Genomic DNA, 15,785 nt, shown 5'->3' with positions numbered 1-15,785 from the left:
AAAAGGAACAAAGCCCAACATGACCTTCTTCGGAAATAAGCCTGCTGACCTAAATCGCTAGAAACTAAGGGTTGAGCCCCGGTAAAAAACTGGCTAACTCAGAGAGTTAGCCAGAAAGTCAATTAAAGGCCTGCCAGACGAGCAGTATCTTCAGCAATCACTAGCTCTTCATTGGTCGAGATAACCATAGCTGGAATACGGCTGTTTGCCGTTGTGATCACACCTTCGCCGCCAAAACGTGCTTTTAGGTTTGCTGCGCTGTCGACTTCGATACCGAAGATAGCCAAACGGTTTAGTACCATTTCACGGATAGGGCCTGAGTTCTCACCGATACCACCAGTGAAGACGATAGCGTCTAGGCGACCGTCAAGGCTTGCTGTGTAGCCAGCCACGTATTTTGCTAGGCGGTGGCAGAACACGTCCATTGCACGAGTCGCTTCTTCTTTCTCACCGTAGTTATCTTCAACAAAACGGCAATCCGAAGTCACTTGAGTTAAGCCTTGTAGGCCAGACTCTTTGGTTAGCATAGTGTTGATTTGATCAACAGAGTAACCCAGTGCATCGTGCAGGTGGAAGATGATCGCAGGGTCGATGTCACCACAACGTGTGCCCATCACCAAACCTTCAAGCGGCGTTAGGCCCATTGAAGTATCAACTGATTGACCGTTTTTGATCGCACAAACAGAAGCACCATTGCCTAGGTGACAGTTGATGATGTTAACTTCTTCAACTGGCTTGTTGAGTAGGCCTGCAACTTCACGAGTGATGAATAAGTGTGAAGTACCATGCATGCCATAACGACGGATACCGTGCTCTTTGTATAGATTGTACGGAAGAGCGTATAGGAAAGACTCTTCAGGCATAGTTTGATGGAACGCAGTATCAAACACAGCTACGTTTTGAAGCTCAGGGAAGTTTTTCTTAGCGGCTTCGATACCGATGATGTGTGCTGGGTTATGAAGCGGTGCAAAGGTTGCAGCGTCTTGAATACCTTTCAGTACATCATCAGAGATAAGTGCAGATTGAGTGAACTGCTCACCACCGTGTACGATACGGTGACCGATAGCGCCAAGGTTAGCTTTAAGCTCTGGCTTAGAAGCAAGAATAGTTTCAACCATAAACGCGAGTGCTTCTTCGTGCGCTGCACCTTCGCCTAGTTGCGCTTCGTGTTTACCGTCAAGTTTCCACTTGATACGTGCTTCAGGAAGGTGAAGACATTCAGCAAGACCTGATAGGTGCTCAGCACCTGTTTCTGCATCGACAACAGCAAATTTAAGAGAAGAACTACCGCAGTTTAAAACTAAAACTAGCTTAGACATGTGTGACTACCTGTAATAATCGGTTAGGATAAAAATCATTCACAAGAATAGTAGAACCGTTGTGGAGCGCTACTAATCTTGGTCAATAAAACTTGAATTTCCGTATAATGAGACGGGGCTTTTAACGTAAAGTCGTCGATGCATTCCTTGCAGATTTCATCTCGGAGTTGCCTAAATTGTAAATAACGGCAACAATGAGATTGAGGGCTCGCAAAGAATAGCGATAATGGGCCAATATAACAAAAAAAAATTGAAATAATATTAACTTCTATCAATTTTTTACTAGATTAGTTGAATCATTAAACTATTTTTTAGTTGAATGGGCAGCATCGAGAGTGAGGGCGCGCTATGAATAACAAAGTTGGAATCGTTCACAGCCTGAAAGATGGTCAGAAATATATGGATGTTTGGCCTGTGCGCAAAGAGCTAGGCCTCATTTTTCCTGAGCAACGGATCATTAAAGCCACGCGTTTTGGCGTGAAGGCTATGCCAGCTATCGCCGCAATCAGTGTACTGACACAGATGGTTTTTGAAAATACACAGGCGATGCCCCAAGCAGTGGTAGTGGCACTTTTTGCCATAAGCTTACCGCTACAAGGTATGTGGTGGCTGGGAAACCGCGCCAATACCCAACTTCCACCTTCGCTTGCTGGGTGGTACCGAGAGCTGTACCAGAAGATTGTCGATACTGGTTTTGCTTTAGAGCCAATCAAAGCGAAGCCGAGATACAAAGAGCTCGCTGCTATCCTCAACCGAGCATTCCGTCAGTTAGATGAAGCCGCGTTAGAACGCTGGTTCTAGCCACCCAGTTAGCATGTGAATAAAAGGCAAAGAGGACTTCCGCAGTGAACTCCTCTTTGTTATTCAACTTTCGCCTTATTCTTATCTCTCTTTTTGTTACTTTACTGTTAAACCTCACTTCCCTTTAGCCTGAGTTACTGGTAATAATGTTGTCAGCGACGCTCAGTGCGCGTACATAAAAATATTAAAAACACAACATCCAACATGTATACCCAAACAATATGAAGTTGTAAGCAATCTGCAATGGGATGAATCCTAATGTGGCACAGGTTAATTGTGTTAACGGGATGAGCGCATTTGCTAGCACTGCTACCGCTTTAAGTAGGAAGGGTATAATGCTTAAATCAAGGAGTTAAGATGAAAGCAGGCAAAGCCATTGTTACCGCCGTTTTTGCAGGAGCAGTATTACTCTCTTCCACAAGCATCATGGCCAAAACAGCGAAAGTCGCCGTATCGCAAATTGTTGAGCACCCAGCTTTAGACGCAACCAGACAAGGTTTACTTGATGGTTTAAAAGCAAAAGGTTATGAACAAGGCAAAAATCTAGATTTTGATTTTAAAACCGCGCAAGGCAACCCAGCGATTGCTGTTCAAATTGCGCGCCAATTTGTCGGGGAAAATCCTGATGTGTTAGTCGGCATCGCAACCCCCACGGCGCAAGCGCTCGTCTCTGCAACCAAAACTATTCCTGTCGTGTTCACGGCGGTGACCGATCCTGTCGGTGCTAAATTGGTGAAAAAACTTGAGCAACCGGGTAAAAACGTGACCGGGCTTTCTGATCTATCGCCAGTTGAACAGCACGTTGAGCTGATCAAAGAGATCATGCCAAACGTGAAATCTATCGGTGTAGTGTATAACCCCGGTGAGGCTAATGCAGTGAGCTTGATGGAACTGCTTAAATCGAGCACTCAAAAACATGGCATTAAACTTATTGAAGCGACAGCCTTAAAAAGCGCAGACGTACAAACTGCGACACAGGCGATTGCCTCAAAATCAGACATTATCTATGCCTTGATTGATAATACCGTCGCCAGTGCGATTGAAGGGATGATTGTTTCGGCAAACCAAGCTAAGACCCCAGTATTTGGCGCAGCAACCTCTTATGTTGAACGCGGAGCGATTGCTAGCCTTGGCTTTGATTATTACCAAATTGGCGTACAAACCGCGGACTATGTTGTCGCTATCTTGGAAGGCCAAGCACCGGGTAAACTGGATGTTAAAGTGGCCAAAGGGTCTGATTTAATGATCAACAAAACCGCAGCGGAAAAACTGGGCGTAACGATTCCTCAGTCAGTACTTGATCGTGCTACGAGCGTAAAATAAAGACCATTCAGAGCTAGAGCGAAGGCTTTAGCTCTGTTTAAGCAGAGAAAGGAGTTGTTATGTCTGCTTTTGCTTTTTTTGGCGCTCTAGAGATAGGGCTGCTGTACGGATTAGTGGCATTGGGTGTTTACCTCACTTTCCGTGTCCTTGATTTCCCCGATTTAAGCGTTGACGGCAGCTTCCCGATGGGCGCTGCGGTGGCCGCAACGGCGATTGTGGCAGGTATTAACCCTTGGGTCGCTACAGGAATGGCAATACTTGCGGGTGCCTTTACCGGTTGGGTGACTGCATTTCTTGCGGTTCGCTGCGGTATTTTGCATCTATTGGCGTCGATTCTCACCATGATTGCCGCCTTCTCCATCAATATTCGTATTATGGGACGCCCCAATATTGCTCTGCTTGGGGAGGAGACCATTCTTACGCCCTTTGAAGCCATGGGTGACTCGGTTTACATTCGCCCGCTGGTCGTGGGTGTATTAGTCTTGATGTCGGCCTGGTTTGTGGTGCGATTATTAAACAGTGACTTTGGACTTGGACTGCGTGCTACGGGCGTTAATGCCCGCATGGTGAGAGCACAAGGCGGAAGCACCTCGTTTTATACCTATTTTGCTCTTGCGTTATCGAATGGTTTTGTCGGTTTTGCTGGGGCACTGTTTGCGCAAACCAACAGTTTTGCTGATGTAACTTCGGGCGTAGGGACGATTGTCGTTGGCCTTGCTGCTGTGATCTTGGGGCAGACGTTGATCCCTGGTCGCCGGATCTGGGTTGCAGTGCTGGCGGTCATCGTCGGTTCAGTGCTGTACCGTTTAGCGGTCGCCTTTGCTTTGAGCTCGGGCATGTTCGGTTTGCAGGCGTCTGATCTCAACTTAGTTACTGCTGTGCTGGTGGCCATTGCACTGATTGCGCCAAAAATGAAAAGGAACTTCAAAGCAAAAAAGGGTAATTCTCCTGCTCAGAAGTCGGTTGTTGCTAAGCAGGATAAAGCGTCAGGAGAAACATTATGATTCGTTTAGAAGATATTCAAGTCACGTTTAACCCTGGCACAATTTTAGAAAATAGAGCGTTAAGAGGTGTTCACCTCGAAGTACCTGAACATCAATTTTTAACTGTGATTGGCTCAAATGGTGCTGGGAAATCGACATTATTAGGCGCTGTAACGGGCGAAACGCCCATGATGGCAGGCAAAGTACTCATCGATGAAGTCGATGTCACGCGCCAGAGCGTGGATCAGCGTGCACGTTTATGCGCTCGCGTGTTCCAAGACCCACTTGCCGGTACATGTGGCGATTTAACCATTGAAGAGAATATGGCTTTAGCCTACATGCGCGGCAAGCGCCGAGGGTGGGGGCTGTCACTTTCTTCATCACGTCGCAAGTTGTTTCAAGAGCGAATCGCTATCCTTGGTTTGGGATTAGAAGATCGTTTAGGCGATAACATCGGCCTACTGTCTGGTGGGCAGCGTCAAGCGGTTAGCTTAGTGATGGCAACCTTATCTGACAGTAAATTGTTACTGCTTGATGAGCACACTGCGGCTCTGGACCCTAGAATGGCGGCCTTTATCATTGATTTGACCAAAACAATCGTCAAAGAATTTAACTTGACGGTGATGATGGTAACGCACTCGATGAAAGATGCCTTAGCGTGTGGTGATCGCACTGTAATGCTTCACCAAGGTGAAATTGTTCTTGATGTGTCTGGTGAGCAGCGTGCCAATATGAAAGTGCCTGATCTACTGGAAATGTTTTCGAAAGTTCGAGGCGAAGAGCTGGCAGATGATAGCCTTCTACTCAGTTAATGGTTTTATTTCGTTATCACAGAGGGTTAGTTAACACAGTGGTTGACTAAGCAGCAACAGGCTTTCTCGGCGTGATGTTGAGAAAGCCTGAAGAAAACGCATTACAAGGTGTTTTGTAACCGATCACGGTAACGCTGAATGTGCTCCACGATAGGTTCCGATTTGGTGAAGGTCCTGATTTCGCGAAATAGCTCGTTAGCTTGAGGATATTCTTGACGCAAGTAGGTAAACCATTGCTTGACTCGGTTGGGATAGTAAAAGCCTTTATCGCCTCTAATTTCAAATTGCGAATAGCGCAGGAGCAGATCAACCACTTCATGCCAAGGCATCACTTTATGGTTATGTTTCACCACATTGCCTAAATTGGGAACGTTGAATGCGCCTCGACAAACCATCAATGACTCTACGCCCGTTGCTTTAATACAGGCTTGACCATCGTCATAGTTCCAAATTTCGCCATTAGCGATCAGAGGCAGAGACGTCTTCTGGCGTATCTGATTAATGTAATCCCACTTAATTTCACTGGCGCGATAACCGCCCGCTTTTGTTCGGGCATGAACTGTGAGCTCGTTTGCTCCAGCTTGTTCAATCGCATCGACAATTTCAAAGCAGTCGTTAGGGTCTTCCCAACCTAAGCGGATTTTAGCCGAAACAGAGATCGCTTTCGGTACCGCATCTCGGCATGATTTTACCACTTGATAAATCAATTCCGGATGTTGTAACAGCGCCGCACCGCCTTTGTGTTTGTTGACCGTTTTCGCTGGGCAACCAAAGTTCAAGTCAATGCCGTGCGCGCCTAATTCAGCAACTCGTGCGGCATTTTCTGCCATCCAATGTGGCTCTTGGCCGAGCAGTTGAACGTGCACGGGAACACCTGCTTGTGTTTTTGAGCCTGTTTTCAGTTCAGGACAAAGGCGATAAAAAACGTGGTCAGGCAATAATTGGTCAACGACACGCACAAATTCAGTCACGCACAGATCGTAATCATTCATCTGGGTGAGCAGTTCACGCATCAAGTGGTCTAGCACACCCTCCATTGGGCCTAAAATTACACGCATCATCATTTCGCCTTAAAAATTCGAGGCGAGATTGTAGTGGTTACCGAATCAAAAGTCACTAAATGCAAGAGTTGGTATATAATCCCTGGTCAACCATTTTAACTGTACAGATTTTCATGACCTACTCATTGCTCTCTCTTCCTCAATCAGCTCCTCAATCCGCTCATTTTTTTGAAGGGGCTATTTTGGCATCCAATTTCGCCACTAAGCCGTTAGAACCCACAACTTGGTTAGAACCTTTAGTGGGGGAGCAAGTCAAAGCACTTGAACCAGCGGTGATGGCGCAAATTAATCTGCAATATAACTTGCTCAAACGTAGCGAATATTCGGCGTTAGCCTTGCTAGATAATGCGACTCAGTGGGCTGATTTTGCTGAAGGGTTTATGAGCATCTGGCCAGTCGTTGAACCGCAATGGTTAGAGACTCAAATTGGTGATGGCAGCCTGCGCATGCTGCAAGCTTTGTTGACCACCTTCATGTTAGCCATCGATGAAACACAAACACAGCAGCAGATGAGCGAAGCGGGTTTTACAACACCACCCAGTTTGAGTGATTTTGCTGAGCAGTTGGATGTCATGATCACTGAAGTGGCGTTAATGGCTGATGAATTAATGCTCGGCATGAAAACTCAGCGGGTTAACCCATTTAAAGGGATTGGACGCAATGATCCTTGTCCGTGCGCTAGTGGCAAAAAATTCAAACAGTGCTGTGGCCAGTAAAGTACGCCGCCTGAGGTTTAATCTCAACAAAACGCTGACAAACCCAAGCAAATAAGCCCTTATAAACGAGTTATTCTGATAAATAAGTTGTTCTGATAAGCGAATGCTTCTTAAGAGAAGAGGGCCTTATCAATAAACGTTATAGAAAACGTTATAGACAAAAAATTGTTATCCATGGAGTGTGGTAATCATGAAAAGAGTGTTAGCCCTGTTGCTGTGTAGTTTTTCTGTCGCTGTTTTGGCTGCGCCAAAAGACGAGTTGAGCCAACGCCTCGCGCTGAACGCTGGTTTTAGCGCTACCTTTGCCCAGCAAGTGATCAGCCCTGAAGGTGATATTGTGATGGAAGGTCAGGGGAAAGTTGATATTGTTCGGCCAAGCCTTTTCCGTTGGCAAACGACCGCTCCTGATGAAAACTTACTGGTGTCTGATGGTAAAACCTTGTGGTATTACAGTCCATTTATCGAACAAGTGAGTATTTATAATCAAGAACAAGCGACGGAACAAACTCCTTTTGTGTTGCTGACTCGTAATCGCGCCAGTGATTGGGATCACTACAAGGTTGCACAAAACGGTGATGATTTCACCCTAACGCCAACCGCGGTAGATTCAAACCAAGGGCAGTTTCAGATAGCGATTGATGAGAAAGGGATCGTGAAAGGTTTTAACGTGATTGAACAAGATGGACAGAAGAGTCTGTTTACGTTTAGCGATGTACAACTAACACCGGCCGCTAAAGCGCGTTTCACGTTCCAGATCCCGCAAGGTGTCGAGGTTGATGATCAACGTAATTGAGATAGGGACTAAGGCGTGAGTAACTATAGTGTGGGTAACTACAGCTTAGATTTTTCGGGTGATGAAGATTTCCGTCCGTTGGCCGCTAGAATGCGCCCTCAGACGGTTGAGCAGTATATTGGCCAGCAGCACATTTTAGGTGTGGGTAAACCCTTGCGGCGTGCATTAGAGGCTGGTCATATTCATTCGATGATCTTGTGGGGGCCGCCCGGTACGGGTAAAACGACCTTGGCTGAAGTGGCGGCGAATTACGCCAATGCAGAGGTTGAACGTGTTTCTGCGGTGACTTCTGGCGTTAAAGAGATCCGTGCTGCCATTGAAAAAGCGCGCGAAAATAAAATGGCGGGTCGACGTACTATTTTGTTTGTAGACGAAGTGCATCGTTTTAATAAATCTCAACAAGATGCCTTTTTGCCACACATTGAAGATGGCACTGTGACTTTCATTGGTGCCACGACAGAGAATCCCTCTTTTGAACTCAACAACGCTTTGCTATCTCGTGCTCGGGTGTACAAATTAACCTCGCTGGCTAGCGATGAAATTTTGCTGGCGCTCAATCAAGCAATCAACGATGCCGATCGCGGTTTAGGTAAAGTTGCAGCGCAGTTTATGGATAACGTGCTCGAACGTTTGGCTGAATTGGTCAATGGTGATGCGCGCATGTCACTCAATTATCTTGAGCTGCTGTACGACATGGCCGAAGAGAATGCGCAAGGTGAAAAGCTCATTACGCTCAAACTGTTGGCCGAAGTGGCAGGCGAAAAAGTGTCGCGCTTTGATAATAAAGGCGATATTTGGTACGACCTTATCTCTGCGGTGCATAAATCGATTCGAGGTTCCAACCCCGATGCGGCGCTGTATTGGTCGGCCAGAATGATCGCAGCAGGCTGCGATCCACTTTATATCGCTCGTCGTTTATTGGCGATAGCTTCGGAAGATGTTGGCAACGCCGACCCAAGAGGCATGCAGGTGGCGCTCGCTGCTTGGGACTGTTTTACCCGCGTTGGTCCTGCGGAAGGTGAACGTGCGATTGCACAAGCGATTGTCTATTTAGCGTGCGCGCCCAAAAGTAATGCTGTGTATAGCGCGTGGAAGCAAGCCTTAGCTGATGCGCATAATTTGCCAGAGTATGAGGTGCCGCCTCATTTGCGTAATGCACCAACCAGTTTGATGAAAGATCTTGGTTATGGAGCACAATATCGCTATGCCCACGATGAACCGGGAGCTTACGCGGCTGGCGAAAGTTATTTGCCGCCTGAAATGAGCGATACACGCTACTACCAGCCAACAAATCGAGGTTTAGAAACCAAAATTGGTGAAAAGTTAGATTACTTGGCTAGTTTAGATGCAAAAAGCCCACAAAAGCGCTATGAAAAATAGTCTCTTTTCGTTATCTTTGTCGGGTTCAATTTTCTCTACGCGTCGCTCTTATTAGAAAGGGATGCAGGCGCGTTTTTCATAACTAAAAGCATAGGATTAGCAATGCTGGATTCTAAATTACTTCGCACTGAGCTGGATGAAACAGCTGCAAAATTAGCGCGTCGCGGTTTCAAACTCGACGTTGAGACAATTCGTCAACTTGAAGAACAACGTAAGTCCATTCAAGTAGAAGTTGAAAATTTACAATCCTCGCGCAACTCCATCTCCAAAGAAATTGGCCAAAAAATGGCCGCCGGCGACAAAGCGGGCGCAGAAGCAGTCAAGCTACAAATCGGCTCTCTAGGCAGTGACTTAGACGCGAAAAAAGCGCAGTTGAATGACATCCAAGCACAATTGGATGCGATTACTATGTCTGTACCCAACGTACCAGATGAATCGGTTCCTGACGGTAAAGATGAAAATGACAACGTAGAAGTTTCTCGTTGGGGCGAACCTAAAACTTACGATTTTGAGCTCAGAGATCACGTTGATCTTGGCGAAATGGCTGGTGGTTTAGATTTTGCTAGTGCGACTAAAATTACTGGCGCTCGCTTTATCGTGATGAAAGGCCAATTTGCTCGCCTACACCGTGCGATTGCTCAGTTCATGCTGGACTTGCACACACAAGAACATGGTTATACAGAAATGTATGTCCCTTATCTTGTCAACGCTGACAGCCTGTTTGGTACTGGTCAGCTACCTAAATTTGGTCAAGACCTATTCCATACTGAGCCACTAACTGAAAAAGTGAATGATGAAGAGCCACGTAAACTGTCTCTTATCCCAACGGCTGAAGTACCGGTAACGAACTTGGTGCGTGACACCATTTCTGACGAAGCCGATCTGCCACTTAAAATGACGGCTCATACACCTTGTTTCCGTTCTGAGGCGGGATCGTATGGTCGCGATACACGTGGTCTTATCCGTATGCACCAATTTGATAAAGTCGAATTGGTTCAGATTACGCGCCCAGAAGATTCAATGGCGGCGCTGGAAGAGTTAACCGGTCATGCGGAAAAAGTGCTGAAATTGCTTGAACTGCCGTACCGTAAAGTGGTGTTGTGTGCAGGTGACATGGGCTTTGGCTCTCGCAAAACTTACGATCTAGAAGTGTGGGTTCCTGCGCAAGGCACATACCGTGAGATCTCCTCTTGCTCAAACATGTGGGATTTCCAAGCGCGTCGTATGCAAGCCCGTTTCCGTCGCAAAGGCGGCAATAAACCTGAGCTTGTACACACGCTGAACGGTTCAGGCCTTGCTGTGGGTCGTACTATGGTAGCCATTTTGGAAAACAACCAACAAGCCGATGGCCGTATTGCCGTTCCTAGCGTACTGCAACCATACATGGGTGGCGCAACGCATATCGGTTAATCATGATGCGTTAAACACAGTAAAAAAACCGACTTGCGAGTCGGTTTTTTTATGCATCAATATTCTATGTCGGTTCTATTTAAGCCCCATCGATTTGAAAGCATTGCGAATTTTGCAATGCCACCGCTACAGCGTTGATCAGTTTTTCAATGTCATCTACTTGGCTAATAAACGGTGGCATCACATAGATTAAACAGCCAAAAGGACGGATCCAGGCCCCTTGCTCAACAAATAGCGCTTGAATGACTTCCATATTGACAGGGCGATGCGTTTCAATCACGCCGATAGCGCCCAGCCAGCGCGTCTCTTTTACCATCTCAAAACGGTTAAGCATGGGCAGTAAATGAGCAAATTGCGCTTCAATACGCTGGGTTTGCTGTTGCCAATCGCCCTGTTCGATGAGCTCTAAGCTAGCGCAGGCGACGGCGCACGCCAATGGGTTAGCCATAAAGGTTGGCCCATGCATAAAGCAGCCCGCTTCGCCAGCACAAACCGTATCGGCGACTTGCTTGGTCGCCAGTGTGGCCGAAAGCGTCATATAGCCACCCGTTAAGGCCTTGCCGACACATAAAATATCAGGCGCGATATTAGCGTGCTCACAGGCGAAGAGCTTTCCAGTACGGCCAAATCCAGTTGCAATCTCATCGGCAATCAGTAGCAAACCATATTGATCGCAAAGTGCACGCACGCCTTTTAAAAACTGAGGATGATAGATACGCATACCGCCAGCACCCTGCACAATTGGTTCTAAAATCACCGCCGCAAGCTCTTGATGAGCGTGCATTATTTTCTCTCGAAAATCATCGAGATCGCGTTCATCCCACTCATCCCAAAAACCGCAAGTTGGCGAATCGGCAAAAATATGCTGCGGCAAAAAACCTTTGTAGAGCGAATGCATCGAGTTATCTGGGTCAGTGACTGACATTGCGGCAAACGTATCGCCGTGATAGCCATGACGTAAGGTGAGAAATTTCGCTCGTGGTTGACCTTTTGCATGCCAGTATTGCAGCGCCATTTTTAAACTGACCTCCACGGCGACGGAGCCAGAATCGGCTAAAAATACGTGCTCAAGATTGCTTGGCGCTAATGCCAGTAATTTTTTACAAAGCGTAATGGCGGGTTGATGTGTGATACCGCCAAACATCACGTGTGACATTTTATCAATTTGCTGATGCGCAGCGTAATTAAGGTGTGGATGGTTATAACCATGAATAGTTGCCCACCAAGAGGACATTCCATCAATCAAGCGTCGCCCATCTTCCAAATAAAGATGGACACCTTGAGCGTGAGTGACGGGATAACAAGTCAATGGCGTCAGCGTTGAAGTGTAGGGATGCCAGATATGTTGGCGGTCGAAGAGTAAATCCATGATCAGTCCATATTGCTGGGTTTGTTTAAATATTAATCAAACGTAAACTTGAGTTTTATTTGGTTGTTGACAGCTTATCGCTTGTCAGTAGACTAGCCAAGCAACAAAATAATAAAACTGAATAAGGAAGAGATGTGGAAGTTCGTCATAACTGGACCGTTGCTGAGGTGAACGCACTGGTCGAAAAGCCGTTTATGGATCTACTGTTTGAAGCGCAGCAAGTACATCGTCAATACCATCCCAAAAATTATGTTCAGGTCAGCACGTTACTTTCTATTAAGACGGGGGCGTGTCCTGAAGATTGTAAATATTGCCCGCAGAGTGCGCATTACCGGACTGATGTTGATAAAGAACGGTTGATGGAAGTCGAGCGGGTGTTAGACGCGGCGCAAAAAGCGAAGCGCTCTGGCTCGACCCGCTTTTGTATGGGAGCTGCGTGGAAAAACCCGAAAGCGCGTGATATGCCTCTCTTGAAAGAGATGATCAGTGGCGTTAAAGAGATGGGCTTGGAAACGTGTATGACGTTGGGCATGCTAACGCCTGATCAAGCAAGCGAGTTGGCCAGTGCAGGGCTTGATTACTACAACCACAACCTAGATACCTCACCTGAATACTATGGCAACATTATCACCACCCGAACCTATCAAGATCGCCTTGATACCTTATCGCACGTGCGCGATGCAGGAATGAAGATCTGCTCTGGGGGAATTATCGGTATGGGAGAGAGCGCTAATGACCGCGCTGGCCTGTTGGTGGAATTAGCGAACTTACCAACCCATCCTGAAAGTGTACCGATTAATATGCTGGTCAAAGTGAAAGGCACACCGTTAGAGCAAGCCGAAGATGTCGAAGCGTTTGATTTTATTCGTCTGATTGCCGTTGCTCGGATCATGATGCCACAATCGGCGGTGCGTTTATCGGCTGGACGTGAAAATATGAATGAGCAGATGCAAGCGCTGTGCTTTATGGCAGGTGCAAACTCCATTTTCTACGGTTGCAAGTTGCTAACGACTCCTAATCCTGATGAAGATAGCGATATGCAGTTATTTAAAAAACTGGGTATCAATAGCCAACAAGTGAGCCAAAAACCGGATGAAGTTGCAGAAAGTGAGCTGCTTGAACGTGTCGTAAAACGGGTGGCAGCTCGTCCTACTAAAGATGATCTTTTCTACGATGCCAGCGTTTAATTCACGTATTTCAGCGGCCCTCAGTGCTCGTCACGATCTTGGGCTTTCTCGTTCTCTTATCGAGCTTGAGGGAGGCAACCAGGTTCGATTGTGCAAAGATGGCCGCCAGTATCTTAACTTTTCCAGTAACGATTACCTTGGCCTTGCACATGACTCAGAATTGATTGCCGCTTGGCAGCAAGGGCTGAGTATGTATGGTTGCGGTAGTGGCGCATCTCCTTTGGTCACAGGCTTTAGCTCAGCCCATCGCAACCTTGAATCTAACTTGTGTGAGTGGCTAGGTTATGAGCGAGCCATTTTGTTTGGCTCGGGTTTTAGTGCTAATCAGGCACTGCTGTTTAGCCTGCTCAATAAAGACGATTTGCTACTGCAAGATAAACTTAACCACGCCTCTTTGATGGAAGCAGGAATGCTTTGCGCAGCCAGTATGAAGCGTTTTCGGCACAACGATGTCACTCATCTTAAGCAACAGTTTAACCGCGATAGTCATATGTTAGTGGTGACTGAAGGGGTCTTTAGCATGGATGGTGATTGTGCACCGCTGTGCGAAATCACGGATGCACTGCAAGGTGAAGCGTGGTTGGCAGTCGATGATGCACACGGCATCGGTGTTTTGGGCGAGGGTGGGGCAGGCAGTTGCAGCGCGGCAGGAATAAAACCACAGCTCTTAGTGGTGACCTTTGGCAAAGCCTTGGGGTTATCGGGTGCAGCTATCTTATGCAATCAAGAGGTGGGTGACTTTCTTACGCAGTTTGCTCGTCACCACGTCTATTCTACAGCCATGCCGCCAGCGCAAGCTTATGCAGTAACTCATGCTATTTCAATGGTCACTCAGCAGCCGTGGCGCAGAGAAAAACTGACTGAGCTGCAAGCTTATTACGCTGAATCCATGCAAGGTTTCGATGGCTATGTTGAAACGCTAACGCCAATCAAACCCTACCTTGTTGGTGAGGCGCAAACAGCATTGAATATCGCCGATCAATTGCGACATAGCGGGTGTTGGTTGACCGCGATTCGCCCACCAACGGTGGCTCAAGGCCGTGCCCGATTGCGTATCACTCTAACCGCCAATCACACTATTGCTGACATAGAGCAACTAACCACACAACTGCAACGTGCGCTAGAGGAGAGCTGAATATGTCACAAACTCATGCCATAGAGATAAATACGCTGCATGACAAAGCCGCCATTGCCCACTCTTTTAGCCGCGCGGCAAAGCATTATGATGTACATGCCGCATTTCAACGTGACGTAGGACACCGTTTGTTGGACAAAATGCCGCGCAATCTAGTAGGGAAAAGAGTGCTCGATCTTGGTTGTGGTACGGGCTATTTTTCAGAGCAACTGCGGCGTAGAGGGGCGTATGTGGTATGTGTTGACCTCTCCAGTGAGATGCTAGTACAAGCTAAAATACGTTGTGGTGATGTTGGCGTCACCTATTATCAAGCCGATGCTGAGGCGCTTCCTTTCGCCAACGCCTCTTTTGATTACGTTTTTTCTAGCTTAGCGCTGCAGTGGTGTGATGACCTTTTTCTACCACTGCGACAAATTCACCACGTATTGAAACCACAAGGGATGGCTTATTTTTCGACATTATTGGACGGTTCGCTGTTTGAACTGAAACAAGCGTGGACAAAAATTGATACACATCAACACGTCAATGATTTCATCACACTCAATCAGGTAAAAATTGCGTTAGCGCAATCTCACTGTTACCACCATCAACTAGACTTGCCTTCGATCACAGTTTGGTATGACAAAGCTTTTTCCTTGATGAGAGATCTTAAAGGAATTGGTGCAAATCACGTAAGTGGACGCTCACAAGGGTTAACAAGCCGCAAGGCTCTACTGCAAATTGAGCAGGCATACCAAGCATTTCAAAACCATCAAGGTCTTCTACCTGCAACTTATCAGGTTTGTTTAGGGGTTATACATCGATGATTGATGCATTTTTTATTGCGGGTACGGACACCGACGTTGGAAAAACGGTCGCTTCAAAAGCGATTCTACAAGCATTAGCCGCCAAGGATTTGGTGACTATTGGCTACAAACCCGTTGCCGCTGGTAGCGAAAAAACGGAATTTGGCTTACGCAACTCAGATGCATTACATCTGATGAAAGCGGCAACCAAAGAGATGCCCTATGGTGATGTGAATCCATATTCTTTAGCGCTCCCTACATCACCACATATCGCCGCAAAACATGAACACGTCGAGATTGATTATGGCGTGCTCAGTAGCAAATTAGCTAAGCATAAAGCGAACGCTGACATTGTGTTGATCGAAGGTGCTGGTGGTTGGCGCGTTCCGATCTCTGATACGGATTGCTTGTCTACTTGGGTTAAACAAGAACAACTACCAGTGGTATTAGTGGTAGGGATTAAACTAGGTTGCTTAAGCCATGCAATTTTAACAGCGGAAAGTATTATCGCCGACGGGTTGAAGATTGTTGGCTGGGTAGCCAACCGAGTGAACCCCGGAACTGAGCATTACGCTGAAATTATTGCAATGTTGGAATCGCGCATTCCAGCGCCTAAGCTTGGTGAAATACCCTATGTGCCAACGGTAAAACGGCAACAAATTGGTAAGTATATTAATGTTGATCCGCTGCTTGCGTCAGAGTAAGCGATGT

Annotated in this window: 15 protein-coding genes; 12 read left to right on the top strand and 3 right to left on the bottom strand. The window is 46.8% G+C overall.

Annotated features, from left to right (window positions below):
* Positions 1–122: 122 nt before the first annotated feature.
* The gene (locus AACT42_RS07175; protein WP_013856499.1) at positions 123–1,319 is read right to left on the bottom strand and encodes an acetate kinase; all 1,197 of its coding nucleotides are present in this window, start codon (positions 1,317–1,319) and stop codon (positions 123–125) included.
* 348 nt (positions 1,320–1,667) lie between these two features.
* Between AACT42_RS07175 and yfbV the strand changes: the two genes are divergently transcribed.
* From yfbV to AACT42_RS07155, 4 genes are all read left to right on the top strand, one after another.
* Positions 1,668–2,120, top strand: coding sequence for a terminus macrodomain insulation protein YfbV (gene yfbV / locus AACT42_RS07170; protein ID WP_017045157.1), 453 nt, complete (start codon positions 1,668–1,670; stop codon positions 2,118–2,120).
* Between the two features lie 357 nt (positions 2,121–2,477).
* Entirely contained in the window at positions 2,478–3,443 is a 966-nt protein-coding gene (locus tag AACT42_RS07165) for an ABC transporter substrate-binding protein (RefSeq protein ID WP_013856501.1), read from the top strand.
* Between the two features lie 59 nt (positions 3,444–3,502).
* Entirely contained in the window at positions 3,503–4,447 is a 945-nt protein-coding gene (locus AACT42_RS07160) for an ABC transporter permease (protein ID WP_017050406.1), read from the top strand.
* Entirely contained in the window at positions 4,444–5,238 is a 795-nt protein-coding gene (locus tag AACT42_RS07155; protein WP_010319725.1) for an ABC transporter ATP-binding protein, read from the top strand. Before AACT42_RS07160 ends, AACT42_RS07155 begins: the two co-directional genes overlap by 4 nt.
* Before the next feature lie 101 nt (positions 5,239–5,339).
* Here AACT42_RS07155 and dusC read toward each other — a convergent pair whose 3' ends face one another.
* Positions 5,340–6,296 (bottom strand): tRNA dihydrouridine(16) synthase DusC, encoded by a 957-nt coding sequence (gene dusC / locus AACT42_RS07150; protein WP_088721490.1) that lies wholly within the window; start codon positions 6,294–6,296, stop codon positions 5,340–5,342.
* Positions 6,297–6,358: 62 nt separating this feature from the next.
* Between dusC and AACT42_RS07145 the strand changes: the two genes are divergently transcribed.
* The 4 genes from AACT42_RS07145 (at position 6,359) to serS (ending at position 10,598) form a co-directional block, all read left to right on the top strand.
* Positions 6,359–7,015: a YecA family protein gene (locus tag AACT42_RS07145; RefSeq protein WP_017042318.1), complete on the top strand. Its 657-nt coding sequence runs from the start codon at positions 6,359–6,361 to the stop codon at positions 7,013–7,015.
* Positions 7,016–7,205: 190 nt separating this feature from the next.
* A complete protein-coding gene (gene lolA / locus AACT42_RS07140; protein ID WP_047687948.1) occupies positions 7,206–7,808 on the top strand; it encodes an outer membrane lipoprotein chaperone LolA in 603 nt (200 codons plus the stop codon).
* A gap of 30 nt (positions 7,809–7,838) precedes the next feature.
* Positions 7,839–9,188 carry a replication-associated recombination protein A gene (locus AACT42_RS07135; RefSeq protein ID WP_026028684.1) on the top strand — a complete coding sequence of 450 codons (1,350 nt, stop codon included), beginning with the start codon at positions 7,839–7,841 and terminating at the stop codon, positions 9,186–9,188.
* Between the two features lie 102 nt (positions 9,189–9,290).
* Positions 9,291–10,598, top strand: a complete 1,308-nt coding sequence (gene serS, locus AACT42_RS07130) for a serine--tRNA ligase (protein WP_013856507.1) — start codon at positions 9,291–9,293, stop codon at positions 10,596–10,598.
* A gap of 79 nt (positions 10,599–10,677) precedes the next feature.
* Here the strand turns inward: serS and bioA are convergent, their stop codons facing one another.
* Complete coding sequence (gene bioA, locus AACT42_RS07125) at positions 10,678–11,967, bottom strand: adenosylmethionine--8-amino-7-oxononanoate transaminase (RefSeq protein ID WP_094132233.1); 1,290 nt, start codon at positions 11,965–11,967, stop codon at positions 10,678–10,680.
* 134 nt (positions 11,968–12,101) lie between these two features.
* Here bioA and bioB point away from each other — a divergent pair, with 134 nt between their 5' ends.
* From bioB to bioD, 4 genes are read left to right on the top strand one after another with little or no spacing between them, the layout of a single operon-like run.
* Positions 12,102–13,154, top strand: a complete 1,053-nt coding sequence (bioB, locus tag AACT42_RS07120; RefSeq protein WP_013856509.1) for a biotin synthase BioB — start codon at positions 12,102–12,104, stop codon at positions 13,152–13,154.
* Positions 13,126–14,289: an 8-amino-7-oxononanoate synthase gene (gene bioF / locus AACT42_RS07115; protein ID WP_094132234.1), complete on the top strand. Its 1,164-nt coding sequence runs from the start codon at positions 13,126–13,128 to the stop codon at positions 14,287–14,289. Before bioB ends, bioF begins: the two co-directional genes overlap by 29 nt.
* 2 nt (positions 14,290–14,291) lie before the next feature.
* Positions 14,292–15,095: a malonyl-ACP O-methyltransferase BioC gene (gene bioC, locus AACT42_RS07110; protein ID WP_094132235.1), complete on the top strand. Its 804-nt coding sequence runs from the start codon at positions 14,292–14,294 to the stop codon at positions 15,093–15,095.
* On the top strand, positions 15,092–15,778 hold the full coding sequence (gene bioD / locus AACT42_RS07105; RefSeq protein WP_038148451.1) for a dethiobiotin synthase: 687 nt from the start codon (positions 15,092–15,094) through the stop codon (positions 15,776–15,778). The genes bioC and bioD overlap by 4 nt, the downstream gene beginning before the upstream one ends.
* The last annotated feature ends 7 nt before the right edge of the window (positions 15,779–15,785 follow it).

It is taken from the genome of Vibrio sp. V15_P4S5T153, from assembly GCF_963874485.1.
GTDB lineage: Bacteria > Pseudomonadota > Gammaproteobacteria > Enterobacterales > Vibrionaceae > Vibrio > Vibrio anguillarum.
The sequence above is the reverse complement of the archived record's forward strand: the minus strand, read 5'-3'. Positions and strand labels throughout refer to the sequence as shown.

Excerpts from the sequence above, each read along its gene's own strand:
- yfbV (WP_017045157.1), top strand. The coding sequence starts at position 1,668 with ATGAATAACAAAGTTGGAATCGTTCACAGCCTGAAAGATGGTCAGAAA.
- AACT42_RS07145 (WP_017042318.1), top strand. The coding sequence starts at position 6,359 with ATGCAAGAGTTGGTATATAATCCCTGGTCAACCATTTTAACTGTACAG.
- bioA (WP_094132233.1), bottom strand. The coding sequence starts at position 11,967 with ATGGATTTACTCTTCGACCGCCAACATATCTGGCATCCCTACACTTCA.
- bioF (WP_094132234.1), top strand. The coding sequence starts at position 13,126 with ATGATCTTTTCTACGATGCCAGCGTTTAATTCACGTATTTCAGCGGCC.
- AACT42_RS07175 (WP_013856499.1), bottom strand. The coding sequence starts at position 1,319 with ATGTCTAAGCTAGTTTTAGTTTTAAACTGCGGTAGTTCTTCTCTTAAA.
- AACT42_RS07155 (WP_010319725.1), top strand. The coding sequence starts at position 4,444 with ATGATTCGTTTAGAAGATATTCAAGTCACGTTTAACCCTGGCACAATT.
- AACT42_RS07165 (WP_013856501.1), top strand. The coding sequence starts at position 2,478 with ATGAAAGCAGGCAAAGCCATTGTTACCGCCGTTTTTGCAGGAGCAGTA.
- lolA (WP_047687948.1), top strand. The coding sequence starts at position 7,206 with ATGAAAAGAGTGTTAGCCCTGTTGCTGTGTAGTTTTTCTGTCGCTGTT.
- bioD (WP_038148451.1), top strand. The coding sequence starts at position 15,092 with ATGATTGATGCATTTTTTATTGCGGGTACGGACACCGACGTTGGAAAA.
- AACT42_RS07160 (WP_017050406.1), top strand. The coding sequence starts at position 3,503 with ATGTCTGCTTTTGCTTTTTTTGGCGCTCTAGAGATAGGGCTGCTGTAC.
- bioC (WP_094132235.1), top strand. The coding sequence starts at position 14,292 with ATGTCACAAACTCATGCCATAGAGATAAATACGCTGCATGACAAAGCC.
- dusC (WP_088721490.1), bottom strand. The coding sequence starts at position 6,296 with ATGCGTGTAATTTTAGGCCCAATGGAGGGTGTGCTAGACCACTTGATG.
- serS (WP_013856507.1), top strand. The coding sequence starts at position 9,291 with ATGCTGGATTCTAAATTACTTCGCACTGAGCTGGATGAAACAGCTGCA.